The organism is Thauera sp. WH-1 (assembly GCF_047806685.1).
GTDB lineage: Bacteria > Pseudomonadota > Gammaproteobacteria > Burkholderiales > Rhodocyclaceae > Thauera.
The window spans coordinates 13591-39074 of record NZ_JBLQGP010000024.1 but is presented as its reverse complement, the minus strand read 5'-3'; the positions used below and the strand labels follow the sequence as shown (position 1 = coordinate 39074).

The window sequence follows — 25484 nt, the reverse complement described above, 5'->3', positions numbered from 1 at the left end:
GATGCATGCCCCTGTGACAGACTCTTCGAACGTCGTGCCAACCGACGCGGCAGCCAGACCGGCAGCACCCGGCCTGCTCGATCGCGTCATCGACTGGTCCGCGCGCAACGTCTTCCTGGTGCTGCTCGCCACGCTGTTCCTGATCGGCGGCGGCCTCTACGCAGTCAAGCACACCCCGCTCGACGCGCTGCCCGACCTCTCGGACGTGCAGGTGATCGTCTACACCGACTACCCCGGCCAGGCGCCGCAGGTGGTCGAGGATCAGGTCACCTATCCGCTCACCACCTCGATGCTGGCGGTGCCGCGTGCGAAGGTGGTGCGCGGCTTCTCGATGTTCGGCGCGTCCTACGTGTATGTGATCTTCGAGGACGGTACCGACATCTACTGGGCGCGCTCGCGCGTGCTCGAGTACCTGAGCACCGCCGCCAGCCGCCTGCCGCAGGGCGTGGCGCCGCAGATCGGGCCGGACGCCACCGGCGTGGGCTGGGTCTATCAATATGCGGTGCTGGGCAAGGACATGAGCCTCGCCGACACCCGCAGCCTGCAGGACTGGTACGTGCGCTATCAGCTCACCAAGGCGCAGGGCGTGTCCGAGGTCGCCAGCATCGGCGGCTTCGTGCGCGAGTACCAGGTCACCATCGATCCGCTGCGCCTCGCGGGCTACGGCATCACGCTCGATCAGGTCGCGCAGGCGATCCGCGCTTCCAATCGCGACGTCGGCGGCCGCGTGGTGGAACTGGCCGAGAAGGAATACATGGTGCGCGGCCGGGGCTACCTGCAAAGCGTGGAGGACATCGCCGGCATCGTGCTCAAGGCCGAGCGCGGCACGCCGGTGCGGGTGGCCGACGTCGCCCGCGTCGAGCTGGTGCCCGCCGAGCGGCGCGGCATCGCCGAGCTGAACGGCGAGGGCGAGGTGGCCTCCGGCATCGTGATGGCACGCTTCGGCCAGAACGCGCTCGACGTGATCGCCAACGTCAAGGCCAAGATCGCCGAGATCGCCCCCGGGCTGCCGGCGGGCGCCGAGATCGTGCCGGTCTACGACCGCTCCGAGCTGATCGAGCGTGCGATCGGCAACCTGCAATGGACGCTGCTCGAGGAGAGCCTGATCGTCGCTGCCGTGTGCGTGATCTTCCTGCTCCATGTGAGGAGCGCGCTGGTGGCGATCATCACGCTGCCGCTCGGCATCCTGTTCGCCTTCATCGCCATGCGCGCGCTCGGCCTGGGCTCCAACATCATGAGCCTGGGCGGCATCGCGATCGCGATCGGGGCGATGGTGGACGCGGCGATCGTGATGATCGAGAACGCGCACAAGCACATCGAGCGCCTGCCCGCAGGGGCGGACCAGAAGGCGCGCGGCGCCGCGATCGTGCTCGCCTGCAAGGAGGTCGGGCCGGCGCTGTTCTTCTCGCTGCTGATCATCACCGTGTCCTTCCTGCCGGTGTTCGCGCTCGAAGGCCAGGAGGGCCGGCTGTTCTCGCCGCTCGCCTTCACCAAGACCTTCGCCATGGCCGGTGCCGCGCTGCTGTCGGTGACCCTGGTGCCGGTGCTGATGCTGTTCTTCGTGCGCGGGCGCATCCTGCCCGAGGCGAAGAACCCGGTGAATCGGCTGCTGATCTGGCTCTACCGGCCGATCATCCAGGGCGTGCTGCGCTTCAAGGTCCTCACGCTCGTGCTCGCGGTGCTGGCGATGGCCGCCACCATCGTGCCCGCGCGCCAGATCGGCTCGGAGTTCATGCCGACGCTCAACGAAGGCACGCTGTTCTACATGCCTGCGGCGCTGCCGGGCATGTCGGTGACCGAGGCCGGGCGCCTGCTTGCGACGACGAACCGCATCATCAAGACCTTCCCAGAGGTCGAATCGGTCTATGGCAAGGCCGGCCGCGCCAACACCGCGACCGACCCGGCGCCGCTCGAGATGTTCGAGACCGTCATCAACCTCAAGCCACAGGACCAGTGGCGCCCGGGGATGAGCACCGACAAGCTGATCGCCGAGATGGACGCAGCGCTCAAGTTCCCCGGCCTGGCCAACTCGTGGACGATGCCGATCAAGGCCCGCATCGACATGCTCAGCACCGGCATCCGCACCCCGGTGGGGGTCAAGGTGTTCGGCACGGACCTGGAGACGCTGGAGAAGGTGGCGCAGGCGGTGGAGGCCGCCGTGCGCAAGGTGCCGGGCGCGAGCAGCGCCTACGCCGAGCGCGTGGCGGGCGGCTACTACGTGGACATCGTGCCGCGTCGCGATCAGCTCGCGCGCTACGGGCTCACCATCGACATGGTGCAGGACGTGATCGCCACCGCGCTCGGCGGCGAGATGGTGACGACCACGGTCGAGGGCCTGGAGCGCTACGGCGTGTCGGTGCGCTATGCGCGCGGCCTGCGCGACGACCCGGCGCGGCTCGCGTCCGACGTCTTCGTGCCGACCATGAACGGCCCGATCCCGCTCGGCCAGGTGGCCGAGGTGAAGCTGACGCGCGGCGCGCCCGGCATCCGTACCGAGAACGCGCTGCTTGCGGCCTATGTGTATGTCGACACCCGGGAGTCCGACCTCGGCGCCTTCGTCAAGCGCGCGCAGCAGGCGGTGGCCGAAGATGTCGAATTCCCGCAGGGCTACTACGCCACCTGGAGCGGCCAGTTCGAGAACATGGAGCGCGCCAAGGAGAAGATGAAGATCGTGGTGCCGGTGACCCTCGCACTCATCTTCGTGCTGCTCTACCTCAACTTCCGCCGCCTGACCGAGACGCTGATCGTGATGCTGTCGGTGCCCTTCGCGCTGGTGGGCGGGGTGTGGCTGATGTGGTGGCTGGGCTACCAGATGAGCGTGGCGGTGGCGGTGGGCTTCATCGCGCTCGCCGGGGTGGCGGCGGAGACCGGCGTGATCATGCTGATCTACCTCGATCATGCATGGAAGGAGGTTCGCGAGCGCAGGGAGGCGGAAGGCCGCGAGGCCGGCGTCGCCGATCTGTATGCGGCGATCATGGAGGGCGCGGTCGAGCGCGTGCGACCGAAGATGATGACCGTGGTGGCGATCATGGCCGGCCTCTTGCCGATCATGTGGAGCACCGGCACCGGCAGCGAGGTGATGAGTCGCATCGCCGCGCCGATGGTGGGCGGCATGGTGTCCTCGACCGTGCTGACGCTGGCGGTGATTCCGGCGCTCTACGCGCTGGTCAAGCAGTGGGAGCTGCGCCGAAGCGCCAAGCGAGCACCCGCGCAGGCGCTGGTCACGGTGTCGAATTTGTAATGCACCGGTCAGCGGCGCGACAGCATCGGGGGCGTAGCCTGTTTCCAAGGCCCCGTTCCCGAGGCCGCCGCTGAACGTGACGAGGAGCATTGCGATGCTTGCCTGGCTGAAATCCCTCTGGCAATCCTTCAAGAATTGGTGTCGCGAGAACGAGCGAGCCCACCGGGATGCCCCGCTCTCGCCGTGCTGCTCGAAGCCGCCCGCAGCCGTTCACCGTTCGCCGACCCGCAAGGTATGAAGCCATGAACACGAAGCCTGCTCATGATCCTGGACACCCTCGATCTGTCGCCTGGTATCGCTCCCCCGGCGTCATCGCTGGCCTGATGCTGGCGGCGATCGCACTGTTCTTCCTGCTGCGCGAACACTGGGCGCATGTGTCGGGCAACTGGGTGTATCTGATCCTGTTGCTGTGTCCCCTGATGCACTTGTTTGGCCATGGCGGACATCACGGCGGGCACCACAGTAACGACACCGACTCGGAGAAGCGCTGAGATGCCGATGACAGAGGCGTGCCTAGGCCGTGGCGTCGTCATTGCGGCGCTTTCGGGCGTCTTGATTTCGAGCGCAGCGGCGCAAGGCTGGAAGATCCCGCAGCCCTCTCCGGGGCTGATGCCCAATCCGGGGCAGGGAAAGGGACTCTACGCACAGCACTGTGCCGCTTGCCATGGGACCGACCTCAAGGGCTCGGACAAGGGGCCGCCCATGCTCCATAAGGTCTACGAACCCAGTCATCACGCCGATATCGCCTTTCAGCTGGCGGTGGCGAACGGTGTGCGCGCCCACCACTGGCAGTTCGGCGACATGGCACCTGTTCCCGGCCTGACGCCGGACGAGGTCGCTCATGTCACGGCATTCATCCGGGGGGAACAGCGCAAGGTCGGCATTCGATAACAACAATCGCCGGGGAGAGGCATCATGACCCACGAGCATTCGCAGGGCGGCCATTCTGGCCACATTCATCGCCACGATCATGCATCACCAGGCCAGGATACCGATCCGGTCTGCGGCATGACCGTGAAGCCCGACTCTCCGTATCGGGTCATTCACGCCGGACACGAATACCGGTTCTGCAGTGCGAAGTGCCAAGGCAAGTTCGAGACCGATCCGGCGCGGTATCTGGCACCGGAGACAAGTCAGCCGTCAACGGAGCCCGCACCGGTGCCCGGCACGGAGTACACCTGCCCGATGCATCCGGAGATCCGCCAGATTGGGCCCGGTACCTGCCCGAAATGCGGCATGACGCTCGAGCCGGTGATGCCGGGCCTCGACGAGGAGGACAATCCCGAGCTCGCCGACTTGCGCCGCCGCTTCTGGTGGACGCTGCCGCTGACGGTGATCGTCACCGCGATCGCCATGTCCGGTGGCGTCTTCGATCCGATGCTGGGTGCGGCGCGCCCCTGGGTCGAGCTGGCCCTGGCGACACCGGTCGTGCTGTGGTCCGGTTGGCCGTTCTTCGTGCGCTGCGCGCAGTCGATCGGCAACCGCAGCCCGAACATGTGGACGCTGATTGGACTGGGAGTTGGGGCGGCCTATCTATATAGCGTCGTCGCTACGGTTGCGCCCGAAGTGTTTCCGGCCTCTTTCCGCATGGGCGAACACGTGGCGGTGTATTTCGAGGCAGCAGCGGTGATCATCTCGCTGACGCTGCTCGGCCAGGTGCTGGAGCTGAAGGCGCGCTCGGAGACCGGCGCCGCGATCAAGGCGCTGCTCGGCCTCGCGCCCAAGACCGCGCGGCGTATTCGCGCGGATGGCACGGAAGAGGACATCCCGTTGACGCACGTCCACCCCGGCGACCGGTTGCGCATTCGTCCGGGTGAAAAGGTGCCGGTCGATGGCGCCGTTGCCGAAGGCGAAAGCGCGGTCGACGAGTCAATGCTGACGGGTGAACCGATCCCGGTGACCAAGCGCCCCGGCGACAAGGTGATCGGCGCCACGCTCAACACCAGCGGCGCCCTGGTCATGGTCGCCGAGAAGATCGGGGCGCAGACCATGTTGTCGCAGATCGTGCAGATGGTCGCGCAGGCCCAGCGTTCGCGCGCGCCGATGCAACGCCTGGCCGATGTCGTCGCGGGCTGGTTCGTCATCGTCGTCGTGCTCATCGCCCTCACCACGTTCGTGGTGTGGGGACTCTTCGGACCCCAGCCGAGTTGGGCCTACGGCCTCATCAACGCGGTAGCGGTGCTGATCATCGCCTGCCCCTGCGCACTGGGCCTGGCCACGCCGATGTCGGTGATGGTGGCCACCGGCAAGGCCGCCACCCAGGGCGTGCTGTTTCGCGATGCGGCGGCGATCGAGTCGTTGCGCAAGGTCGACACGCTGATCGTGGACAAGACCGGCACCCTGACTGAAGGGCGCCCCGCCTTCCACAGTGTGGTGGCGGCACCGGGCGGGACGGAAGCCGACGTGCTTCGCATCGCAGCCAGCCTCGACCAGGGTAGCGAGCACCCGCTCGCCCACGCCATCGTGGCCGAGGCCCGCGCGCGTGGTCTCTCGCTCAGCACGCCCGAGACTTTCGAGTCCTCGTCCGGCATCGGCGTGCGCGGTACAGTCGATGGCCAACGTGTGGTTCTGGGGAACACCGCCCTGATGGACGATGAGCGCATCGATTGGCGCGGGCTCGCGGAACGCGCCGAGGCTCTGCGCCTTGAGGGCGCAAGCGTGATGTACCTCGCCGCAGAGGGCGTGCTCGTCGGCCTCATCGCCGTTGCAGATCCGATCAAGGCTTCGACCCCGGAAGCGCTCGATGCGCTGCGGGCGAGCGGGCTCAGGATCATCATGGCCACGGGCGATGGGCTCACCACGGCGCGTGCGGTCGGTGCCCGCCTGGGCATCGACGAGGTCTATGGCGAAGTGAAGCCCGCCGACAAGAATGAGCTCGTCGGCAAACTGCAGGCCGAGGGGCACATCGTCGCCATGGCCGGCGACGGCATCAACGACGCGCCGGCGCTCGCGCGCGCGAATGTGGGTATCGCGATGGGCACGGGGACCGACGTCGCGATGAACAGTGCCCATCTGACTTTGGTCAAGGGTGATCTCCGGGGCATCGCCACCGCACGCAGCATCTCCGTCGCCACCGTGCGCAACATGCACCAGAACCTCGTGTTCGCCTTCCTGTACAACGCAGCGGGTGTGCCGATCGCAGCCGGGGTGCTCTATCCAGCGTTCGGGCTGCTTCTTTCACCGCTGATTGCCGCCCTGGCGATGAGCTTCAGTTCGGCGTCCGTGGTCGGCAACGCGTTGCGCCTCGGACGGAAAAGGATCTGATCGACCTCAATCCGCCCGCACGGAAAGCTGGGCAGACGAACTGCGTGACGGGTACTTCGTTCGTTGGGAGGCATGCCGGCGTCAGCGTGTCGATGTTTGCGCACAAGGAGCTGTCTCATGAAAGCCGAGACGGAAGCCGAGCCCCGTCCATCCGGTCGGGCTGAATCGAACTTAAGGGTTCGCCGCGTATTTCCGGTCTTCGTCGTACTGGCGGCCGTTCTCCTTATCGCCGAGCACCGGCTCCATGTGCTCGGCTACCTACCGTGGCTCATCTTGCTTGCGTGCCCCCTGATGCACGTCTTCATGCATCACGGTCACGGCCACAAGGGAAAACACACGCCGACTGAAGACCAAGGTAACCATGATGCGTAATGCCACGGGAGATCGAGATGAATGAGACGTCGAGTTACGGCTTGTGGTCACTGGTTATCATCAACTCGCTGTTCTTCATCGCCTTCGCATTCAGCTTCACGCGTCCCCGCACAAGCCAGGACTGGCGATCCTTGGGCGCTTACTCGGCCTTCATCCTCGCGCTCTTCACCGAGATGTACGGCTTTCCGTTGACGATCTACCTGCTCTCGGGGTGGCTGTCTTCGAAATTTCCGGGAATCGATTTTTTTGCCCACGACTCGGGGCACCTCTTGGAGGTGATGTTCGGATGGAGCAGTAACCCGCACTTCGGCCCGTTTCACCTCTTGAGCACGGTGTTCATCGTCGGTGGCTTCTGGCTCTTGGCAAAGGCCTGGCCCGTACTCCTCGAGGCTCAGCGCACCCGCCGCGTCGCCGACAGTGGCCCGTACGCACGCATTCGACACCCGCAATACGTCGCTTTCGTTCCGGTCATGTTCGGCTTTTTGCTGCAATGGCCGACCTTGATCACGCTGATCATGTTCCCGGTTCTGTTGATCGTGTACGCCAGGCTCGCCCGCCGGGAAGAACTCGATGCGATCGAGGCATTCGGTGATGCCTATCGCTCATACCGCGACCGCACGCCGGCGTTCATTCCTCGCCTGCGGTAGTTCGACGGATCGTTTGGTCCAGAGCGCCGCTTGCGAAGTAGAGGGAGATGCCGACGCGCAGATTCCTCATTGCCTGCAAGCAAGGCGCCTTTGAGTTTGGGGCACCATGCATGCGCGCGGGGCAGAGTGAGTTTGATCAATCAAACCCGCCGATCCTGAAAAAGGTCGACAGAAAAGCCCCCGGGATCGACACCGGGGGCAAGTTCATCCTGAAACGTGCGAATCAGTTACGGGTGTCGTGGCGAAGGATGCTGTCGAGACGCATGACCTCGTCGCCGTGCATCATGATCTTCTGTCCATCCTTGGTCTCCATCACTTCGCCGTGTTTCATCCTCACCGCACGGCCCATCTTGTCCTCCATGCCCATTTTCCCATCCTTGAAGATGTAGACCGTCGAGCCATCCTTCAAGGGGATGGACTTTTCGACCCGCTCGACATCGACCGCGAAGGCCGATGTGGTGGCAATCCCAAGTGCCGCGACCATCAGTGCTTTCTTCAACATGCTCGTCTCCTTGAATCAACTACAAATAATTGCTGAACATTGCATCAGGCCTCTTCCATAGAAGATTGCCCGATGCCTTACCCGCCTTGGTTCCTGGGGAAGCTTGGTGCTATCAGGAGCCGCTGCGGTAAAGGGGGCTTTCTTCGAGATAGACAGTCACCTTGTCGCCCCCTTGGACCACCTTCGAAAGCGGAAAGCTGTTTGTGCCGAGGGTGTCGAAGGTCCAGTTGATCGTCTTGTCACCGACCTTCAGGGCAACCGTCTCGAGCCGCGTGACGTTGATGTAGCGCGTGTCCGCATTGACGATCACGGTGCGGGAGGGCGTGGCGTTGCTCGCGTAGCCATATGTGGCCAGCTCTCGCTCAGTCGGGCTCGAAGCGCGTGCCTGGACATGCTCGAGCCAGTGCAGCGCACCGCCCTCGGAATAGTCTTCGTGTGCGAACGCAGCGGAAGATCCAAGGGTGCTGATGGCCGAGACGGCGAGAACGGCGATGATCGACTTTTTCATGATGGGCTCCTTGTCCAGATTGGCTGCTCATGCTTGAGCAACCATGGACTCGATCATAGGAGCCAGCGACTGACAGGGCAGTGACCCTGCAATTACGTTTAAGTCATAAGAATGAAAGGGTACGGTCAGGGTTGGCGGGCCGGGTTTCGTCAGTCCAAGGCCTTGACCGAACGGCAGACGCGTGAACGAAGCACCAATTTCACGTCCCCCAACATGTCATGCGAGGTGACGGCTTCACTCGGTTACTTGCCGTTCGCACCACGAAGAGCCCGACGGCTGGATTGGGTCGGGTCGAGACAGCCGCAGTCGGCTTGCCGCGCTCCCGCGCAGGTGTGAACTGGAAGTCTCAGTCCGGCCATCAGCTGCCCGTCCTCCTCTCCACAATGCAGCCATCCTGATGGCCGCTGGGCCTCGAAAGCTGTCATTGCCTCAAGCACGTCGCTCCGCTGTCCTCATCCCTTCTGATGGACTTGTCGTGCGTCGCCGATGTCGCGCCGGGCGTGAGCGACGATGACAAGCCCCGACCACAGCGCGAGCCCGGACATCACCAGTGCAACGACAAGGTCCGGCAACGCGCTTCCGGTACCGAAGACGCCTGCCGCCGCCAGGATCACCGCGAGATTGCCGATCGCATCGTTGCGGCTGCACAGCCATACCGAACGCATGTTCGCGTCGCCCGCGCGAAAGCGATACAACATCATCGCCACCCCTGCGTTGGCGAGCAGTGCGAGGATGCCGACCACGCCCATCGTGATCGGCTCAGGCGTCACGCCGTGCTGGAAGGCCCACAGGGCGCGTGCCATTACAACGGCGCCGAAAAGCACCATCGCCACGCCCTTGAGCAAGGCCGCGCGTGCCCGCCATATCAATCCCCAAGACAGCACCGTCAGCGACAGCGCATAGTTGGCGGCATCTCCTGCGAAATCGAGGGCGTCGGCCCACAGGGCGACCGAACCGACTGCAAGGCCGGCGAAGAATTCGACCAGGAACATCACCGCATTCACGATCAATGCAATCCACAGTGCCAGGCGCAAGCGCGGGCTCGCTGCGCTGGCATCGCAGGTGGAGTGGGAACAACAGCCGGCCATGGTTTTCTCCTTAACGTGGGCGAGGGGTGCATCACACACCCTGTAGCCACTACAGGGTCAAGCGGTTAAGCTGTTGGGCGGTCGCAATGAGGAGATGCAGGCGATGAAGATCGGTGAATTGGCCAAGGCCGCGCACGTCGAGGCCGAAACCATCCGCTACTACGAACGGATCGGTCTGCTCCCGGCGCCTTCCCGCAGCCCCAATGGATATCGGGCCTACGCGGGTGGGCACCTTGAGCGCCTCGCGTTCATCCGCCACTGCCGGGCACTGGACATTGCCTTGGCCGACGTCGCGCAGCTGCTGCGCTTCGTGGACGACCCCACAACCGACTGTGCTGAGGTCGACGCGTTGATCGACACCCAACTCACCCGTGTCCGCGCGCGTCTCGACACCCTGCAAATGCTCGAGCGCCAACTCGTCGCCCTGCGCAGCCAGTGCTGTGCACCCGATCGTGCGGCGCAATGCGGCATCCTGCATGAGCTCGAGGCGCCGACGCGGGGGGATGTCTGTGTGTGCCACGATGAGCATGCGCAATGATCTGCGGTTCGGTGGCGGAGTGACCACAATGTGGGGTGCCAGCGCTCCGGTACGTTCATGGTCGCGATATGAGCCGTCAGCCAACGGGCTGGGGTTAAAATCGTCGCCCATGCACCGTTGGCTTGCCATTTTCTTCCTGCTGCTCGTTCCGCTTCAGTTCGCGTCGGCGGGCCTGGAGGCGTACTGCTTGGAATCGGCCGGTTTCGCGACCAGCCACGGCGACCACCATCCACATACCTGTCAGGTGGATGAAGGCGATGAAGGGATGAAAGGGCAACTTCACGCCGACTGCGGTTTCTGCCAGATCCTTGCGAGCGCTGCACTGCTCGATGCGGGTCGTCTGCCATTGACAGGACTGGGCCATGTCCTCGTCGACGCCGGGCGGGACTTCAACGCGTCTGCGCTGGTCACCGAGCCTGAACGCCCCAAGTGGCGCCTCGCTGCCTGAGCGGCAGCCCACCCCTGTCTTCCCCTCTTCTTCGAGTGCGCGCCGCACGGTAGCGGCGGTGTGCTCCATTGCGGACGTCCGGGCACTGCCTATGGCGTCCGCCCCTCCCGAAGCCTGGGAACCAACCCTCGAGATCGACTCGATGCACGACAAACGAACCCAATGGTGGTGGCTGATGGCCGCCTGGGCCGTGGCTCTGGTATCCACGCTGGGCGCGCTCTTCATCGGTGAAGTGATGGGCATGACGCCCTGCGTGCTGTGCTGGTACCAGCGGATCGCCATGTTCCCGCTCGCCCTCATTCTGGGCATGGCCGTGTTCGCCGAGGACCGGCGCGGTGCGGTGTATGCGCTCCCATTCGCGCTCGCTGGTCTCGCGCTGGCCGCCTATCACAGCGCACTGATCGCCGGCTGGGTGCCACAGTGGTGGGTGCCGTGCGGCACTGGCCCCTCGTGCAGCCAGCAAGCCCTGGTCATCCTTGGCGACATCCAGATTCCCTGGCTATCGCTGGCGGCCTTCCTCGCCATCGCCGCCGCCTTGACGATTTATCTGATAAGGACCCGTAAATGAACACACGAAAACTCCTGGCACTCGCCGTGTTGCTGATCCTCGGCCTGGCCTTTTACTTCGGCATGGATGCCTATCGCGACCGCACACAGGCCGAACAGGACACGCGCATCGCTGTGGAAGGAAGCCGCCTCGTGCGGATGCATACCCCGATCATCGGGCCGCAGAACGCGCCGGTCACCATCGTCGAGTTCTTCGATCCCGCCTGCGAGACCTGCCGCGCCTTCTATCCGATCGTCAAGCAGATCATGGCCCAGCATCCGGACAAGGTTCGGCTTGCGCTGCGCTATGCACCCTTCCATCACGGCTCGGACCAGGTGGTGAAACTGATCGAGGCTGCGCGCAAGCAGGGACTCTATACCCCGGTGCTCGAGGCGCTGCTGGCCGCACAGCCCGAGTGGGCCGACCACGCGGCGCCCAACATCGGCATCGCCTTCGAAGCAGCCGCTCGGGCCGGCCTGGACATGGAACGCGCCCGGCAGGACATGGAAACGCCCGAGATCCAGGCCGTGCTCGCGCAGGACATCGAGGATCTGACCGCGTTGCAGGTCAGCAAGACGCCGACCTTCTTTGTCAACGGACGCAGTCTGCCCAGCTTCGGTCCGGAACAACTCACACGCCTCGTGGCCGAGGAAGTGGGGAAATTACAGCGGTGATCGAAGCGTTCGGGCTCGCTGGCCTGCTTTCCGTGATAGCAGCGGCCGCAAACCGGGGGCGAGCTTTACAGGCACGACTCCGGTTTGCCCGAGAACAAAACGCAGATGAGCTCGACCGATCCGAGCAAATCAGGAACTACGTTTCGGGATCGCTGCCGTGCAGTCCCTGAAGTTCACGTAAACCTTGTCCCCCACCTGCAACTTCGGCTCAGCTGGCAGCCTCGCAGTCCGCGCATACGGATGGCCGTTGCGTTTGAACGCGATTGTCACGTAGGTGACGTTACTTGCCTCTCCGACTGTCTCATCTCTGCAGTCATAGAACGATGGCCGTTGAAGCTCTTTGCCCAAGCCGATCTCGACGACAGTACCTTTGCGCCAGCCATCGCCCTGCGCGTACTTATCTTCATACACGACGGCGGCCGCACATCCGGTCAAGCCACCAGCGACGACCAAGGCCAGTCCTGGCCCAATCAATGCTTTCATCTTGCTACCGCCGAGCGCCTGAGGTGACCGCCTGCGCGCCGTTGCCGCAGGCGGTCGGGCGGAGTCACTTCAGTGTGAAGCGTGCCGTGGTGGAAGGCTTGCCCGGAAGGGTGACAACCGCGACCAGCTTGGTGCCGGCGCCGACCTTGAAGCTACCCTTGGCTTCGAGTCGATCACCTGCAGGCCTGAGTTCGACATCTTGCTTGTTTGCGCCAGACAGCAGCGTGAGCTTGGCACTGCCGTTTGCCACATCAACAGGCTTGCCGTGATCGCGAAGATGCAACTGGATCACCTCGGGCTTGGCAACGAGTTCGAGATCGAGATCCTTGACCTCGACCACCACGCCTCCATGCATCGATTCATGCTCGTGAGCATGGTCATGCTTGTCGGCTGCAAAGGTGGGGCCCACAGACACGAGAGCAGCGAGGGCGACGACTTTTGAGAACTTCATGGTTTTTCCTTTCTGGTTTGCATGAGGCGGGTTAAGCAGCGTCAGAATGCTTCGGCATTTCGATCGTCGAGCAGACTCTCTGCATCGCGGCGGCCGAAGAGCCAGAACATTGCAGGGGTAAGGAAGGTATCCAGCAGGGTCGAACTGATGAGGCCCGAGAAGATCACCACGGCCACCGGATGCAGGATCTCGGTACCCGGGCGCTCGGCCTCGAACAGCAGCGGTGCAAGCGCAAACGCGGTTACCAGTGCGGTCATCAGCACCGGCGACAGGCGCTCGATCGAGCCCCGCAGGATCATCGTGTGGTCGAAGCTCTCGCCCTCGATACGCATCAGGTTGAGGTAATGGCTCACCTTGAGGATGCCGTTTCGCACCGAAATACCTGCAAGCGTGATGAAGCCGACGAGTGCCGCCACCGACAACGGCTGACCGGAGATCCACAGTCCAATCACCGCCCCGACCAGTGCGAGCGGAATGTTCGCCATGATGAGCGCCGAGAGTCGAACCGACTTGTAGCGGCTGTAAAGCACGACGAACATCAGCACGAGTGAGATGATCGAAAGCAACCCGACTAAACGGGATGCCTCTTCCTGAGCTTGGAACTGCCCGCCGAGGGTGATGAAGTAGCCCTCGGGCAACTTAAGGTCGGCCACGACGGCACGGATGTCCTCGACGACCTCCGATAGCGGACGCTGTTGCGCATTGGCCGAAAGCACGATGCGGCGCTTACCGTCGTCCCGGCTCACTTGGTTCGGACCGTCACCATCCTCGATCGACGCCAGCTTCGACAAGGGCACATGTCCGGTCGGCGTTTCGATCAGGATCTGAGCCAGCCCGTCGACCGAGCGCGCCGTTTCCGGTAGGCGAACGACCAATGGGAACCGTCGACCACCCTCGACGATCTGGGTGACCTTCTCGCCCTCGACGAGGTTTTGCAGCGCGGCCAGAATCTGCGGTGCCGGCACCCCGTAACGGGCAGCGGCCGCATAGTCGATCCGCACCTTGATCTGCGGCGCGAGCACTTGCTTCTCGATCTCCAGGTCGGCGAGCCCCGGAATGGCGGCAAGCCGCGTTCGCAATAGGTCAGCCTGACCGCGCAGGGTGTCGAGATCCTCGCCGAAGATTTTGATCGCGATCTGCGAGCGCACGCCCGACAGCATGTGGTCGATGCGATGTGAGATCGGTTGCCCGATCGCGATCGCAGCTGGCAGATTGACCAGTCGCGACCGGATGTCTGCGGTGATCTCACCCATTGAGCGGCTCAGCTCACCGGCGGGTTTCAGCCCCACATCGAGCTCGCTGACGTGGACACCTTCCGCATGCTCGTCAAGCTCGGCCCGCCCGCTTCGGCGCCCGACGTGCGTCACTTCGGGAACCTGTTTCACGAGCACTTCCGCTTGCTGCGCGAGCGCGGTCGACTCCGCCAGGGTAACGCCCGGGTTGAGCCGCATGCCGATCAGCAAGGTGCCTTCGTTGAACGGCGGCAGAAAGGTCGTGGGGAAGAACGGTACCGCAGCGGCAGCAATTGCCACCGCAACCGCACCCGCTGTGACGGCCGCCCTGGGGTGCTCGAGCACCCCCTGCAACGCCCCGCGATAACGTGCCTTGAGCCAGGCGAGCAAGCGCGTGTCACCGTGATCGAGGGACTTCATCCGGGGAAGCAGGTAAAAGGACAGCACCGGCGTCACGGTCACCGAGACGACCAACGAGGCGAGCGTGGAGACGATGAACGCCACGCCGAGCGGCACGAACAGCCGCCCCTCCATGCCAGGCAGCGCGAACAGCGGCAAGAACACCAGCACGATGATGATCGTCGCGTAAAGGATGGCCGAGCGCACTTCCATCGTTGCGCGCGCCACGAGTTCGATCGGGTGAAGCCGATGGTCGTGATGCTTTGCGCGGTCCTCCTTCAATCGGCGCAGCACGTTCTCTACGCCCACAACCGCATCGTCGACCAAGCCGCCAATCGCAATCGCGAGACCACCAAGGGTCATCGTGTTGATCGACTGCCCGAAATACTTGAAGACCAACGCCGTCATGAAGATGGACACCGGAATCGCGGTGAGCGCGATGATCGTCGGGCGCAGGGTGCCGAGAAAAAAGAAGAGGATTGCCGCAACGAACACCGATGCGCCAATCAGCTTACCCTTGAGCGTGCTGATCGATGCCTCGATGAAAGTCGCCTGCCGGAAGGTCACCTCCGGCGCATCCATCCCGGCCGGGAGCGATATCTTCATCTCTTCGAGCGCGGTTTCGATCGAGCGAGTCAGGTGAATGGTGTCCGCCGTAGGCTGCTTCTGAATGCCGAGAATGACGGCCGGTTTGCCCTCGAAGCCCGCATCCCCCCGTTTGGGCGCCGCTGCGAAGGTCACGGATGCGATCTGACGCAGCAGGATCGGCTGGCCATCTCGCGCAGTGATCGCGAGGTTCTTCAGATCCTCCAGGCTCGAGGTCCGACCGAGATGGCGGATGAGATACTCGCGCCCGTTCAGTTCGAGAAAGCCCCCCGAGGTGTTCGACGAGAAGCCTCGAATCGCCCCTTCCAACTGCTCCAACGAAACACCGAGCTCAGCCATACGGCGGGTGTCGGGCTGAACCTGGAACTGCCGCACCTCCCCGCCAATCGGGATGACTTGCGCGATGCCGGGGATCGCCATCAGGCGCGGACGAAGAACCCAGTCCGCATACTCTCGGACCTGCATCGGCGAGATCTTCGCCGTGTCGATCGGGATCGCGATCTGCATGATCTCGCCCATGACCGAGCTGATCGGCCCCATGCGCGGAATCACGTCTTCAGGCAACCCTTCCTCCATGGCTGAGAGGCGTTCCGACACCATCTGCCGGGCGCGGAAAATCTCGGTACTCCAGTCGAAGGTCACGTAGATGAAGGACAGCCCCGAGCTCGAGGTAGAGCGCACTGACTCCACGCCGGGCAAACCATTCATGGTGGTCTCGAGCGGAAAGGTGATGAGTTGCTCGACCTCCTCCGCCGCCATGCCGCCGGCTTCGGTCATGATCGTGACCGTCGGCTTGTTGAGATCCGGAAATACGTCCACGGGTGTTCGCGAAAGCGTGAACGCCCCATAGGCCATCAGTACCAGGCTGGCGATAATCACCAGCAGCCGGTTACCAAGGCTGTTGTCGAGTAGCCACTTGAACATCGGATAGACTCCCCGTCAGCGGATCTGGTTGATCAGCGTGGCGGCACGGGAGGCGACCCGCTCGCCGGCTTCGAGGCCGGACGTCACCCCAATATTCACACCGTCCAGCGGCGCGATCGTGACGGTCCGGGACTCGAAACGTTCGGGCGCCGTCTTTACCCAGACGATGGTTTGGTTTGCCGAATTCTTCAGCACCGATGCTGCGGGAACGCTTACACCCTGCTGCGTGCTGCGCGACTGGACGAAGACCTCGACCGGCTGCCCCACGGCAAGAAAGGCCAGCGCTTCACCTTCGGCTGCAAAGGTGAGTGGCAAGGCCTGCTCGCGCAGGCTGCGGGCGGCGCCGATGAAGGTGAGCGGGATCCGCTGGTCGCCGACCGCAAGACTTGCAGAGGCGACATCCGCCGCCATTTCTGGATCATAGGAGAGCGCCTCGACGCGCAGCCGCTTCGGGTCGACGATCTCGAACACGAGCTCGCGCGCATCGACCACCTGGCCTGACACGGCGTTAGTCGATGCGATCACACCGCTCACGGGTGCGGTCAGGACATCACGGGCATTGAGGCCACCACCGATCGCTTTCGATCTAGCCTTCAGGCTGGCAAGCTCGCTTTCGGCCGCTTCGATCTCCTTGCGCGGTACCGTGTCGGCGAGTTCCTTCAGACGCGCGAGGCGCTTTTCCACAAGGGCCCTGGCCGCGTGCAGCTCGGCCAATTGCGCCATCTGGTTAGACCGCTCGATCTGGTCCGTCGAAGGACTGACGTAAGCCAGCACGACCCCCTTCTTCACGGCCTGACCGACGCTTGGCAACCCCTGCGGGCCCGCCTCCAGGCGCCCAGCCACCATGGCCTGCACCTTTCCGCCGGCATTCGGGTCCATGACCACCTTGCCGGCCAGCGCGGTGGTACGCGGCAATTCGCCGGCTTCCGTAACCAACGTGCGAACACCGATCTGGCGTTGTGCCGGCTTGGGCAGAAAGACACTGCCATCGGCTTGCCGTTGTGGCCCATTGCCTCCTGCCACAACTGGACCTTCATCGCCATGATCATGGCCTTCGCCAGCAAAGGCATTCCACGAGGCACTGGCCGATACCAGCGCCAGCGCAGCAAACAGTACGCTCAGCTTCATGCGGCACCTCCAGTCGAGCGATTACGCGAATTCCCCTTGCGAAGCACAATCCAGCCGATGAGGCCTAGCACAAGCCCCCCCGCGCCTGCCCCAATTGCGTAGGGTTTAATGTCCAATTCGGCAACCTCTTCGTGCGCCTCGGCGGCGGTCTCATGCAAGTCGAGCTCACCAGCGAGCAAATCGGCGTCCTGGCCGGCAATCACCGTTGCCGTGACAGAGACGACACCCGGCTTGAGCGTCTCCTCGAGCGTGGCCCCGAACTCACCGTCGGCATGGGGCGTGAGCGCAACGGCCTTCCCATCGAGTTCCAGATCGACCTTTGCGTCCTTGACCGGACTGTTGTCAGCGAAGTGGTCAAGATAGACGGTGACGTTCTTGCCATTCACTACGCCGACCAGCTCGAAGAGTTCCGAGACGGCGGTAAATCGCGGCAATGCCGGGCCCGCTGTGGTCGCGGGCGCTTCTCCATGGTCGTGTCCGTCACCGGCCAGCGTTTGCGGGGCAAGCCCGGCAAGCACTGCAGCGAGGCTCCATGCCGCGAGGGTATGAGTGGATTTCATTTTGGGGATCCTGTTATTCATTCGGGAAGCAGGCCCAACGCTTGGCGCTGGGCCGAGATGGCGGCTGCCAGATCAATACGCGCGCGAGCGAGCTCGCGTTCGGCTTCGGCCGCCTCGAATTCGATGCGCAGACGGGTCGGCAGATCGGCCTCACCGAGGCGGAACGCCTTCTCGAAGAAGCCGCGTGAAGCCTGTGCGAGGTCGGAGCGCCGTTCAGCAGCGGCGACCTGCTGCCGTCTCGATTCGACGCGCTGGTGCGCCATCTCTGTTTCGGCCAGCAGTCGTTCGAGTTCGATCTGCAGTTGCGCCTCGGCCTCGATGGCCTCTGCATTGGCGCTTGCAACGCGGGACCGGCTGCGCGAACCGGAACCAAGCGGAATGCGCAAGCCCAACGTGACCGTCTGTTCCCAGGATTCACCCGATGCGCCGCGTTCGCGGGTGGTCGTGACACTCAACTCCGGATTCGCGCGGCCCTGAACGCTGGCAAGGGTCATCGTGCGCCGCGCAACGTCGACCCGATCACGCAGCTCGGCCACTGCAGGGTGCGCCGTCTCAAGAATCTGTGTCGGTGTCGCAGCGGAAGGGACGGGCTCCGGCGCAGACACCCCGCCGGATGAGCGTTCTGGCCCGATTCCAGTGAGCGTGCGCAACTGCTGTGCAGCATCTGCAAGGGCGCTTTCTGCCTCGGCGACGGCGGCTTCAGCTGTAGCTTGGACACCGTCGGCCTGATGCTGATCTGCGCGCGCCAGATCACCCGCCTTGATGCGCTTGGCCACGTCGGCGGCCAGTTCGCGGGCGTTCGCGAGACCCGCCCTCGCCAGCGTCACATCTACACGCGCGCGTTGCCAATCCCAATATGCTGTGCGTACCGCTGCAGCGGTGCGCAACTGCGCGCCGCGAGCCCGGCTCGCCGTGGCAGCTATTTCGGCAGTGGCGAGGGCTGCAGTGCTCGAACGTTCGCCCGACAGCCAGATCGGAACCGCGATACCGACCTCGTACTCACGGCTCCCGCGATTGCTGTCCAACTGATCGGTCTTACCGGCTACCTCAAGGGCGGGCGGTTCGACAAACCAACTGTTGGCACTGTCGCGGCGCGCCTGCGCCGCTTCCTGTTGAGTCGTGAGCGACAGCGCTTCAGGCTGGCGTGCCCATGCTGCCTCGAAAGCGTGCTTGAGGGATAGGGCGGCACTTGGGGCCGGGGGGGTCAGCTGCTGCGCCCAGACACCGTTGACGGCAAGGCCGAGCATTAGCGCAGGCAGCCATTTGAGATGAAGTTGCTGAAACATCCAATTCTCCGTTGATGGAAAGACACGGGGAATCGGCAGAGGGCGATCGGACCGATCGCAATGGACGCGTGACGCTACCGCTCAAAGCGGTAGGAACATCAAGAGGGAATGAAGGCGACCGCCCTGCCGATCAGGCTGGGCGGGCCCATTTAGGGCGTTCGGGCTCTGCGGGATGCTCCGCAAGTGAGCACCCAGGTGTGACGCCGATGGGGAGGGATGCCTGATGCTGTGTGAATAGCGCGCTGGACTCACTCGTTACTGCTGAAGAGCCCACCACCTGGCACGATGCGCAGTCTGTGTGTGCGCCCTTCGTCAAGCCCCCTTTTTCCTTGCCTTTTGCATCTTCGGTGTGACGATGCGCGTGATGACCAAAATGATTGGCTGCGGCACCGGATTCGTGCGCGCAGTAATCGCCCACCGCCGCCCAACTCAGTTGGGCAGGCAGCAGGATCAAGAGGAAAATCGCAAGCCAACGACGCATGGCGCGGATTCTATCAATAAGGATTTGCTATCGTCGACAGCGACGGTACCAATGGGCAGACCAAACGGCGCTTTACGAGAACCTGCTGGGCGAAACGCCTGGACGGCCCGACGTCTCGCGCCGATAGGTGGCTTCAGGAGCCACTGTACAGTTCATTCATGTACGCGCGCTCTGTCGGGGTCATGTCGACCAGCTCCTTGAGGACTTCTGCACGGGTCTTGCCGGGTCCGGAAGCACGCGAGGGCACCGCGAGGCCACGCTGCAGGTAGAAATAGCTGCCATCGGCCTTTGCCTGTTCGAGCTCGCGCAACACCTCGGCGCGGGTTTTCGTGCTCGTGGAGTGATCCGGATGGAACGTGAACCCCTGCTCGCCGGGAGCGGGATGCCACAGCGAGCTGGCTTGCGCAGCCGCAGGAACGACAAGGACGGCAGCAAGAAGCGAAAAAAGGGCAGTGGTGCGGGTTTTCGACATGACGAGACTCCTTCGTTCAACGTGAGAGGTGGCGTTCGGCATAAGCCGCTTGGCGTCGCCTTGCACCGAACACGTCGCGGACTTTAAAGGTCCATCCTCGTCGAATCGCGAACTGCCAGATTACGATTTCGTAATGTGATGGTTTCGGCATCTCCGCGATAATCGCTGCATGAAGATTCTGGTTGTGGAAGACGAACCCAAGCTCGCCGAATACCTACGCAGGGCGCTCACCGAAAGCAATTACATCGTGGATGTCGCGCACAGCGGCACGGATGGCCGCTATCTCGCGACCGAAGGGCATTACGACCTCGTCCTCCTCGACGTCATGCTTCCGGGGCTGGATGGCTATGCCGTCTTGCAAGAACTGCGTCGGGGCAAACACGTACCCGTCCTGATGCTGACCGCGCGGGACGAGGTCGAGGATCGGGTCAGAGGCCTGCAGGCGGGTGCCGACGATTACCTGGTGAAGCCGTTTGCTCTGTCCGAGTTGCTCGCTCGCGTGCAGGCCTTGTTGCGGCGCGGTGCCTTGCGCTCGGATAGCCAGGATTCAACGGTGCTCCGTTTGGCGGACCTCGAACTCGACCTGGTTCGGCGCAAGGCGTCACGATCCGGGCAGCGCCTCGACCTGACCGCCAAGGAGTTCACGTTGCTGACGTTGCTGCTGCGCCGGCAAGGGCAGGTCCTTTCCCGTACCGCGCTTGCAGCGCAGGTGTGGGACATGAATTTCGACAGCAATACGAACGTGGTCGAAGTTGCGGTGCGCCGGTTGCGCGGCAAGATCGACGACGCTTTCGAGAAGAAGTTGTTGCATACCGTGCGCGGCATGGGATACGTCCTTGAGGACCGGAAGCCCTGAGAATGCGCAATCCGCGTTCGCTTAGCTGCTGGTTATCGTGGTGGCTCGCCGTGCTGGCCTCGCTGGGGCTCGGCTTGGTCTGCTCGATCGTTTACGTGGGCGCGAGTCTAAATCTCTCCAACAAGCAGACGGACGAACTGCGGCACAAGCGGGACATAGTGCGCCATCTCGTCGGCGAGATTGCAACGCGGGACGCGTTGCCGAGCCTGCGTCACAAGCTCGACGACTTCTTTGTGGGCCATGCCAACCTCGAGTTACGGCTGATCCAGGGATCTGACGCTCTTCTGTACGCAACTCCGGCGCGTTCAAGCCCCGGCGCAATCCTGCGGCGGGATGAGTTCGAAATCTCCGTGCCATGGTCGCCCACAACCATGCTGCGCGCCGAATTGATGCTCGACAGCAGCGCCGACGCGCTGCTTTTGGAGCAGTTGGCCTGGACGCTACTCGCGAGCGCCCTTGGTGGAGCGGCGGCCATCTCAGTGGGCGGCGCATGGCTCGTTCGTAGAGCGCTCTTGCCTGTTCGCGACCTGGCTCGACAAGCAGCGGCCCTAAGCCCGGAAAGCGTTGGACAGCCGCTTGACGGCTCCGCCCAGGCACAGGAGCTTCAGCCGTTGGTCACACAATTCAACGCGCTCCTGGTTCGATTGAACCGCGCATATCAACAACTGGAAGGGTTCAACGCCGATGTCGCTCACGAGCTGCGCACACCGCTGGCGACCTTGATTGGTGAGACCGAGCTAGCTCTGAGTCGTCAGCGCGATGTCGCCGAACTGCGCGATGTGCTCGGATCGAACCTCGAGGATCTTCAACTTTTAGCGGGGCTGGTCAATGACATGTTGTTCTTGTCCCGGGCCGATCGCGGGGAGCGCGCCCGTCGCCACCGTGTGGATAGCCTGGCCGAACTGGTGTCCGAGGTCATCGAATTCCACGAAGCGTCAATGCAGGAGGCCGGCGTGACTGCGCGCTTACGCGGTGACGGCATGGGCACAGTCGATGCTGGGTTGGTTAGGCGTGCGCTCTCGAACCTGCTCGCCAATGCGACCCGTTTTGCAGAGCGCGGATCGGTGATCGAGGTCGATATCAAGCAGGACGCAGATGGCCGCATTTGCCTGTCTGTCAGCAACACGGGCCCTGTCATCCCCCCGGAGCATTTGCCTCGTCTATTCGACCGCTTTTATCGGGTTGATGGGGCCCGCGAACATCGCGACCATAATCACGGGCTCGGCTTGGCGATCGTAGCTGCGATCGCGCGAATGCATGGCGGCGCCACCTTTGTGCGGTCAGCTGCCGGAACGACGAGCGTTGGCCTTGCCATGTGCGGGTGCAGCCAAATGGAGGTAGCACCTCATGACAGATAAGGCGCATTGCTGAAAGGGCTGAACTTTGCCTCTTTGCGGCACTGACTATCGAGAGTGCTGGGGTCACATGGATACGTGGCCAGGTAGAGTGCGCTCGACACCACGAACTTGCACCAGATCGCCTTCGTGCGCGGCGCCGATGGCTGACGTGTTCTAAGTGTCTGTCAGCACCCACCTCGGAGACTCCGCAATGACCGACGATGCCGACGCACAAGGGTGCCGAGGATCTGATAGGCGTCCTGCGCAGCTACCTCAAGTGAGCCTTGCCGTGCCCACCGAGAACCCGTCCACCTGGACCCATGATCACGTCTTCGATGGCGGCAATGCGCTTGCCAAAAGCAGTACCTCGGTGGTGATGTGGATCACTGCCGTTGCGATGGTTGTCGAGATCACCGCAGGCTGGTGGTTCAACTCAATGGCGCTGCTGGCCGACGGCTGGCATATGAGCCCGCATACCTTCGCGATCGGCGTGTCTGCCGCGCTGGCCTATGCCGCTGCGCGAACGATCCGCGCTTCGCTTTCGGCACCTGGAAAATCGAGATCCTCGGAGGCTTCGCCAGCGCCATCTTCCTGCTCGGCGTGGCAGTGATGATGGTCATCGGTTCGATCGAACGCATCGTGTCGCCGCAACCCATCCAGTACAAGGAGGCCATCGCGGTCGCCATCCTGGGCTTGGCCGTCACCGTCGTTTGTGCGCTGATCCCGGGCAAGGCTCACCATCACGGCCACTCACACGGACACGGTCACGATCATCACGGCCTCAAGCTCAAATCCGCCTACCTTCACGTGATCGCCGACGCGGCCACCTCGGTGCTGGCCATCGCGGTGGTGACGCATGACCGCGCACGCACCCCCGACGCTGTGAGGAGCCGCTTGGCGGTGCACGAGGAGATCGTCCACTCAACGATCGAGATCTATCACCACGCCGGGCTTCGGGAAAGCCCTGCCGGAGGAGCCGCGTGAGGACATTGCTACTTTACTTCGTCACAGCGATGGCCGAGATCGTCGGCTGCTATCTGCCCTGGCTGTGGCTCAAGAAGGGGGGCTCGGTTTGGCTACTTCTGCCTGCGGCGGTGAGCCTGGCGGCCTTCGCGTGGTTACTCACGCTGCATGAGGCGGCCTCCGGCCGCGTCTATGCCGCATACGGCGGGATGTACATCAGCGTCGCCATCCTATGGCTGTGGACGGTGGACGGAATCCGCCCCTCCGCCTGGGACGTCGCCGGTGTAGTGGTGACGCTGGCGGGCATGAGCATCATCGCGTTTCAGCCCAAGTAGGGTGTTTGCAACCGCATGCCATGAGCTTCAATCCGCCTCGCGGGTCAGCCACTTCTTAACCTTACCCCTCCACTGCCAGCAGGTGGCAGGAGATGCAGGCGGCCTACAATTCGGGCAGCGCAGCGCCAGCGGCAAACCAGTCGCCAAAAGGTGATAGTCCCCGGGCGCCCGCACTACCCGGACCTACATCATCGACATTCAAATTGTGCTACCGCCGTGCCAGCTAGCTATTCGTAAGCGTTGCGTAGCAGGCGGCGGCTTGATGCTGTTACTTGTCATTGGTCGTTCGGTTGAATGAACGGCAGCACGGGGTCGGGTCGAGACGCTCGGGGGCGGTCCGTCTTGCCGCATTACTGGTGAAGGTCTCAGTCCGGCCAGCTGCCGTCATTCGTGATCGCTAAATCACAAGCTCTCGAGCGACCGGTTAGCACCGAAACCCGTCATGGACCCGATTTCGTGAGGGTGGCGCCAGGAGTGAACGCTGCCGCCTCTCCGCTTTCAAGCCTTGAGGCGGCAACGTCGATCACGCGGGCTTGCTCACTTTCGGCAGATCGACCATGAAGGTCTGGCCCGGCTGACTGCACCCGGCGTCACAACAGCGCCCAGGCTGCTTGTTCTTGCTGATCGCCCGCGTGTCGTCAGCCAGCACGCCGCGATCCAGCAGACGCTCGACCAGCTCGACCTTGTTGCCGACCGGGTAGTGGCGCCAGATCTCCTGCTTCAGCGCAGTCGGCGAGCCGCCGCCGTGCAGGCTTATCAGCGAGTACCAGCCCCCCTGGTAGGAGGCGGTGAGATCCTCGATGAAGCGTGACACCTCGATCCGCTTGTCGTAGGGAACGCTCGGGTTGGCGCGCAGCACTTCGGCAAGCGTGGCAGCGGTCGCCGGGTTGTGGTCCTCGTCGGGGCCGGGCAAGGCGACGATCAGGCCGCCAGAGACTTCGTGCGCGAGCCGGTGCATGTCGTAGATCTGGGTCGAGAGCAGCAGCTTGCCGATGTTCGAATACACCGGCTCGGGCATGAAGCTTCTTGAGTGCGGGTCCTGCACCGCATAGACGCTCGCCGCCACGCCGCAGGCGTAGAAACCCTCGGTGATCTTGATCAACTCGACCATTGGGTCGCGCAGGTTGGCCTTCTTGTCCGGATCGAGGCCGTTCGCTTCGCACATCAGCGCTCCGGCGCCGATCAGCAGATCGCCGAAGCCGGCGCGCGCAGCGATGCAACTGTGGCGGTGGTGGGTCGCGTAGTTGTAGGTGACGTCCCCCGAGAACTCCCATTCCCCGGCGAGGAACACCCGCTCCCACGGCACGAAGACCTTGTCGAAGATCACCACGCCGGTCGATTGGCCATACTTGCGTGAGAAGAGCGGTGCGCCGTGCTCTGGCTTCTCGCCGGGACGTCCGGCCGGCCGGGCGACGATGGTCACCCCCGGCGCATCGACTGGCACGGCACAGCACAGCGCGAAATCCTTGTCGTCGGCGCGCATGTTTCGCGAAGGCATGACCAGGAACTCATGCACGTATGGTGCGCCGGTAACGATGGCCTTGGTGCCAGTGATCACGATGCCCTTGGTGTTGCGCTCAACCACATGAACATAGACGTCCTGGTTCAGCTGCTGGCTGGGGCGCTTGCTGCGGTCGCCCTTGGCGTCGGTCATCGCGATGCCCAGTGTCAGATCCTCATCCTGGACGCGCTGGAGATAGGAGGCGAACCTGGCGCGGTACTCCGTCGAACCCTTAGCGTCGTCCAGCTTGGCCATGGCCTGGCCGATGCCGTTGAGGGCGTCGTGCGCGAGGTAACGCTGCGCGCAGCCCGTCTCCTGGCACAGCACGCGGATCGCTTCGAGCTTGTTGAGCAAGTCGCCGGCCGATTCGTTAATGTGCAGCATCCGGTTGACCGTCTTGCCCGACACCGACTGCTTCGCGAGCATCAGCGGCGCCAGCGCCGGGTCGTGCGCGAAGTCGTAGGTGACCGCCAGGGCGTTGATCCCGGGTTGCAGAGAAGGCGCATCGGCGACGGACTCGATCCGTTGTCCATCGACATAGACGGTGGGTTTGTACTTTCTCAGGGACTCCCGGTACTCCTGACCGTCCATCAAACCGCTGGTGAGCGTGGCTGACATGGCGACTCCTCTCTGGTGGCGTG

Annotated in this window: 24 protein-coding genes and 1 pseudogene; 13 read left to right on the top strand and 12 right to left on the bottom strand. The window is 63.5% G+C overall.

Translation table 11 applies throughout. From position 1 onward, the window contains the following. Nucleotide 1 precedes the first annotated feature (1 nt). The 6 genes from ACMV5O_RS18550 to ACMV5O_RS18525 all read left to right on the top strand — a co-directional run bounded on the left by ACMV5O_RS18550 (nt 2) and on the right by ACMV5O_RS18525 (nt 7524). A complete protein-coding gene (locus tag ACMV5O_RS18550; RefSeq protein WP_416164848.1) occupies nt 2–3241 on the top strand; it encodes an efflux RND transporter permease subunit in 3240 nt (1079 codons plus the stop codon). A gap of 242 nt (nt 3242–3483) precedes the next feature. Continuing rightward, nucleotides 3484–3732, top strand: coding sequence for a DUF2933 domain-containing protein (locus tag ACMV5O_RS18545; RefSeq protein ID WP_141020262.1), 249 nt, complete (start codon nt 3484–3486; stop codon nt 3730–3732). Nucleotide 3733: 1 nt separating this feature from the next. Beyond that, on the top strand, nt 3734–4132 hold the full coding sequence (locus ACMV5O_RS18540; RefSeq protein WP_324545071.1) for a cytochrome c: 399 nt from the start codon (nt 3734–3736) through the stop codon (nt 4130–4132). Between the two features lie 24 nt (nt 4133–4156). Continuing rightward, on the top strand, nt 4157–6505 hold the full coding sequence (locus ACMV5O_RS18535) for a heavy metal translocating P-type ATPase (protein WP_416164847.1): 2349 nt from the start codon (nt 4157–4159) through the stop codon (nt 6503–6505). Between the two features lie 117 nt (nt 6506–6622). After that, a complete protein-coding gene (locus ACMV5O_RS18530; RefSeq protein WP_002943399.1) occupies nt 6623–6877 on the top strand; it encodes a DUF2933 domain-containing protein in 255 nt (84 codons plus the stop codon). Nucleotides 6878–6894: 17 nt separating this feature from the next. Continuing rightward, nucleotides 6895–7524, top strand: coding sequence for a methyltransferase family protein (locus tag ACMV5O_RS18525; RefSeq protein ID WP_416164846.1), 630 nt, complete (start codon nt 6895–6897; stop codon nt 7522–7524). 223 nt (nt 7525–7747) lie between these two features. On the opposite strand, the gene copK is transcribed toward ACMV5O_RS18525, so the two are convergent. From copK to ACMV5O_RS18510, 3 genes are all read right to left on the bottom strand, one after another. Then, the gene (gene copK, locus ACMV5O_RS18520; protein ID WP_168940888.1) at nt 7748–8026 is read right to left on the bottom strand and encodes a periplasmic Cu(I)/Cu(II)-binding protein CopK; all 279 of its coding nucleotides are present in this window, start codon (nt 8024–8026) and stop codon (nt 7748–7750) included. A 112-nt stretch (nt 8027–8138) separates the two neighbouring features. After that, nucleotides 8139–8534 (bottom strand): CzcE family metal-binding protein, encoded by a 396-nt coding sequence (locus tag ACMV5O_RS18515; RefSeq protein WP_043742024.1) that lies wholly within the window; start codon nt 8532–8534, stop codon nt 8139–8141. A gap of 452 nt (nt 8535–8986) precedes the next feature. Beyond that, a complete protein-coding gene (locus ACMV5O_RS18510) occupies nt 8987–9622 on the bottom strand; it encodes a cation transporter (protein WP_002930995.1) in 636 nt (211 codons plus the stop codon). Nucleotides 9623–9725: 103 nt separating this feature from the next. Between ACMV5O_RS18510 and cadR the strand changes: the two genes are divergently transcribed. Then, nucleotides 9726–10160, top strand: coding sequence for a Cd(II)/Pb(II)-responsive transcriptional regulator (cadR, locus tag ACMV5O_RS18505; RefSeq protein ID WP_002930997.1), 435 nt, complete (start codon nt 9726–9728; stop codon nt 10158–10160). A 94-nt stretch (nt 10161–10254) separates the two neighbouring features. On the opposite strand, the gene ACMV5O_RS18500 is transcribed toward cadR, so the two are convergent. After that, on the bottom strand, nt 10255–10677 hold the full coding sequence (locus ACMV5O_RS18500) for a hypothetical protein (RefSeq protein WP_021249911.1): 423 nt from the start codon (nt 10675–10677) through the stop codon (nt 10255–10257). A 22-nt stretch (nt 10678–10699) separates the two neighbouring features. Between ACMV5O_RS18500 and ACMV5O_RS18495 the strand changes: the two genes are divergently transcribed. Both ACMV5O_RS18495 and ACMV5O_RS18490 read left to right on the top strand, forming a co-directional pair. Further along, on the top strand, nt 10700–11176 hold the full coding sequence (locus ACMV5O_RS18495; protein WP_002930998.1) for a disulfide bond formation protein B: 477 nt from the start codon (nt 10700–10702) through the stop codon (nt 11174–11176). Beyond that, nucleotides 11173–11829, top strand: a complete 657-nt coding sequence (locus ACMV5O_RS18490) for a DsbA family protein (protein WP_002930999.1) — start codon at nt 11173–11175, stop codon at nt 11827–11829. The genes ACMV5O_RS18495 and ACMV5O_RS18490 overlap by 4 nt, the downstream gene beginning before the upstream one ends. Nucleotides 11830–11958: 129 nt before the next feature. On the opposite strand, the gene ACMV5O_RS18485 is transcribed toward ACMV5O_RS18490, so the two are convergent. From ACMV5O_RS18485 to ACMV5O_RS18455, 7 genes are all read right to left on the bottom strand, one after another. Beyond that, a complete protein-coding gene (locus ACMV5O_RS18485) occupies nt 11959–12312 on the bottom strand; it encodes a hypothetical protein (RefSeq protein WP_002931000.1) in 354 nt (117 codons plus the stop codon). Between the two features lie 64 nt (nt 12313–12376). Continuing rightward, nucleotides 12377–12763, bottom strand: coding sequence for a hypothetical protein (locus tag ACMV5O_RS18480; RefSeq protein ID WP_002931002.1), 387 nt, complete (start codon nt 12761–12763; stop codon nt 12377–12379). A gap of 41 nt (nt 12764–12804) precedes the next feature. Then, on the bottom strand, nt 12805–15924 hold the full coding sequence (locus ACMV5O_RS18475) for an efflux RND transporter permease subunit (RefSeq protein ID WP_187719101.1): 3120 nt from the start codon (nt 15922–15924) through the stop codon (nt 12805–12807). A gap of 15 nt (nt 15925–15939) precedes the next feature. Further along, nucleotides 15940–17052 (bottom strand): efflux RND transporter periplasmic adaptor subunit, encoded by a 1113-nt coding sequence (locus tag ACMV5O_RS18470; RefSeq protein ID WP_002931006.1) that lies wholly within the window; start codon nt 17050–17052, stop codon nt 15940–15942. Continuing rightward, a complete protein-coding gene (locus tag ACMV5O_RS18465; protein WP_002931009.1) occupies nt 17049–17612 on the bottom strand; it encodes a hypothetical protein in 564 nt (187 codons plus the stop codon). The genes ACMV5O_RS18470 and ACMV5O_RS18465 overlap by 4 nt, the downstream gene beginning before the upstream one ends. 17 nt (nt 17613–17629) lie before the next feature. Next, a complete protein-coding gene (locus tag ACMV5O_RS18460; protein WP_187719102.1) occupies nt 17630–18898 on the bottom strand; it encodes a TolC family protein in 1269 nt (422 codons plus the stop codon). Between the two features lie 614 nt (nt 18899–19512). Next, nucleotides 19513–19851, bottom strand: a complete 339-nt coding sequence (locus ACMV5O_RS18455) for a DUF4148 domain-containing protein (protein WP_004248732.1) — start codon at nt 19849–19851, stop codon at nt 19513–19515. 169 nt (nt 19852–20020) lie between these two features. On the opposite strand from ACMV5O_RS18455, the gene ACMV5O_RS18450 reads away from it, so the two are divergent. The 4 genes and pseudogenes from ACMV5O_RS18450 (at nt 20021) to ACMV5O_RS18435 (ending at nt 23342) form a co-directional block, all read left to right on the top strand. Beyond that, the gene (locus tag ACMV5O_RS18450) at nt 20021–20707 is read left to right on the top strand and encodes a heavy metal response regulator transcription factor (RefSeq protein WP_002924878.1); all 687 of its coding nucleotides are present in this window, start codon (nt 20021–20023) and stop codon (nt 20705–20707) included. Between the two features lie 2 nt (nt 20708–20709). Then, nucleotides 20710–22065 (top strand): heavy metal sensor histidine kinase, encoded by a 1356-nt coding sequence (locus ACMV5O_RS18445; RefSeq protein WP_270068838.1) that lies wholly within the window; start codon nt 20710–20712, stop codon nt 22063–22065. A 190-nt stretch (nt 22066–22255) separates the two neighbouring features. Next, nucleotides 22256–23028 (top strand): annotated as a pseudogene (locus ACMV5O_RS18440) (cation diffusion facilitator family transporter). Nucleotides 23029–23057: 29 nt separating this feature from the next. Further along, a complete protein-coding gene (locus ACMV5O_RS18435; protein WP_222948386.1) occupies nt 23058–23342 on the top strand; it encodes a YnfA family protein in 285 nt (94 codons plus the stop codon). A 523-nt stretch (nt 23343–23865) separates the two neighbouring features. On the opposite strand, the gene ACMV5O_RS18430 is transcribed toward ACMV5O_RS18435, so the two are convergent. After that, the gene (locus ACMV5O_RS18430) at nt 23866–25461 is read right to left on the bottom strand and encodes a 4-hydroxyphenylacetate 3-hydroxylase family protein (protein WP_138861354.1); all 1596 of its coding nucleotides are present in this window, start codon (nt 25459–25461) and stop codon (nt 23866–23868) included. Between the last annotated feature and the right edge of the window lie 23 nt (nt 25462–25484).

Excerpts from the sequence above, each read along its gene's own strand:
- ACMV5O_RS18550 (WP_416164848.1), top strand. The coding sequence starts at position 2 with ATGCATGCCCCTGTGACAGACTCTTCGAACGTCGTGCCAACCGACGCG.
- ACMV5O_RS18545 (WP_141020262.1), top strand. The coding sequence starts at position 3,484 with ATGAACACGAAGCCTGCTCATGATCCTGGACACCCTCGATCTGTCGCC.
- ACMV5O_RS18540 (WP_324545071.1), top strand. The coding sequence starts at position 3,734 with ATGCCGATGACAGAGGCGTGCCTAGGCCGTGGCGTCGTCATTGCGGCG.
- ACMV5O_RS18535 (WP_416164847.1), top strand. The coding sequence starts at position 4,157 with ATGACCCACGAGCATTCGCAGGGCGGCCATTCTGGCCACATTCATCGC.
- ACMV5O_RS18530 (WP_002943399.1), top strand. The coding sequence starts at position 6,623 with ATGAAAGCCGAGACGGAAGCCGAGCCCCGTCCATCCGGTCGGGCTGAA.
- ACMV5O_RS18525 (WP_416164846.1), top strand. The coding sequence starts at position 6,895 with ATGAATGAGACGTCGAGTTACGGCTTGTGGTCACTGGTTATCATCAAC.
- copK (WP_168940888.1), bottom strand. The coding sequence starts at position 8,026 with ATGTTGAAGAAAGCACTGATGGTCGCGGCACTTGGGATTGCCACCACA.
- ACMV5O_RS18515 (WP_043742024.1), bottom strand. The coding sequence starts at position 8,534 with ATGAAAAAGTCGATCATCGCCGTTCTCGCCGTCTCGGCCATCAGCACC.
- ACMV5O_RS18510 (WP_002930995.1), bottom strand. The coding sequence starts at position 9,622 with ATGGCCGGCTGTTGTTCCCACTCCACCTGCGATGCCAGCGCAGCGAGC.
- cadR (WP_002930997.1), top strand. The coding sequence starts at position 9,726 with ATGAAGATCGGTGAATTGGCCAAGGCCGCGCACGTCGAGGCCGAAACC.
- ACMV5O_RS18500 (WP_021249911.1), bottom strand. The coding sequence starts at position 10,677 with ATGGAGCACACCGCCGCTACCGTGCGGCGCGCACTCGAAGAAGAGGGG.
- ACMV5O_RS18495 (WP_002930998.1), top strand. The coding sequence starts at position 10,700 with ATGGCGTCCGCCCCTCCCGAAGCCTGGGAACCAACCCTCGAGATCGAC.
- ACMV5O_RS18490 (WP_002930999.1), top strand. The coding sequence starts at position 11,173 with ATGAACACACGAAAACTCCTGGCACTCGCCGTGTTGCTGATCCTCGGC.
- ACMV5O_RS18485 (WP_002931000.1), bottom strand. The coding sequence starts at position 12,312 with ATGAAAGCATTGATTGGGCCAGGACTGGCCTTGGTCGTCGCTGGTGGC.
- ACMV5O_RS18480 (WP_002931002.1), bottom strand. The coding sequence starts at position 12,763 with ATGAAGTTCTCAAAAGTCGTCGCCCTCGCTGCTCTCGTGTCTGTGGGC.
- ACMV5O_RS18475 (WP_187719101.1), bottom strand. The coding sequence starts at position 15,924 with ATGTTCAAGTGGCTACTCGACAACAGCCTTGGTAACCGGCTGCTGGTG.
- ACMV5O_RS18470 (WP_002931006.1), bottom strand. The coding sequence starts at position 17,052 with ATGAAGCTGAGCGTACTGTTTGCTGCGCTGGCGCTGGTATCGGCCAGT.
- ACMV5O_RS18465 (WP_002931009.1), bottom strand. The coding sequence starts at position 17,612 with ATGAAATCCACTCATACCCTCGCGGCATGGAGCCTCGCTGCAGTGCTT.
- ACMV5O_RS18460 (WP_187719102.1), bottom strand. The coding sequence starts at position 18,898 with ATGTTTCAGCAACTTCATCTCAAATGGCTGCCTGCGCTAATGCTCGGC.
- ACMV5O_RS18455 (WP_004248732.1), bottom strand. The coding sequence starts at position 19,851 with ATGTCGAAAACCCGCACCACTGCCCTTTTTTCGCTTCTTGCTGCCGTC.
- ACMV5O_RS18450 (WP_002924878.1), top strand. The coding sequence starts at position 20,021 with ATGAAGATTCTGGTTGTGGAAGACGAACCCAAGCTCGCCGAATACCTA.
- ACMV5O_RS18445 (WP_270068838.1), top strand. The coding sequence starts at position 20,710 with ATGCGCAATCCGCGTTCGCTTAGCTGCTGGTTATCGTGGTGGCTCGCC.
- ACMV5O_RS18435 (WP_222948386.1), top strand. The coding sequence starts at position 23,058 with ATGGCCGAGATCGTCGGCTGCTATCTGCCCTGGCTGTGGCTCAAGAAG.
- ACMV5O_RS18430 (WP_138861354.1), bottom strand. The coding sequence starts at position 25,461 with ATGTCAGCCACGCTCACCAGCGGTTTGATGGACGGTCAGGAGTACCGG.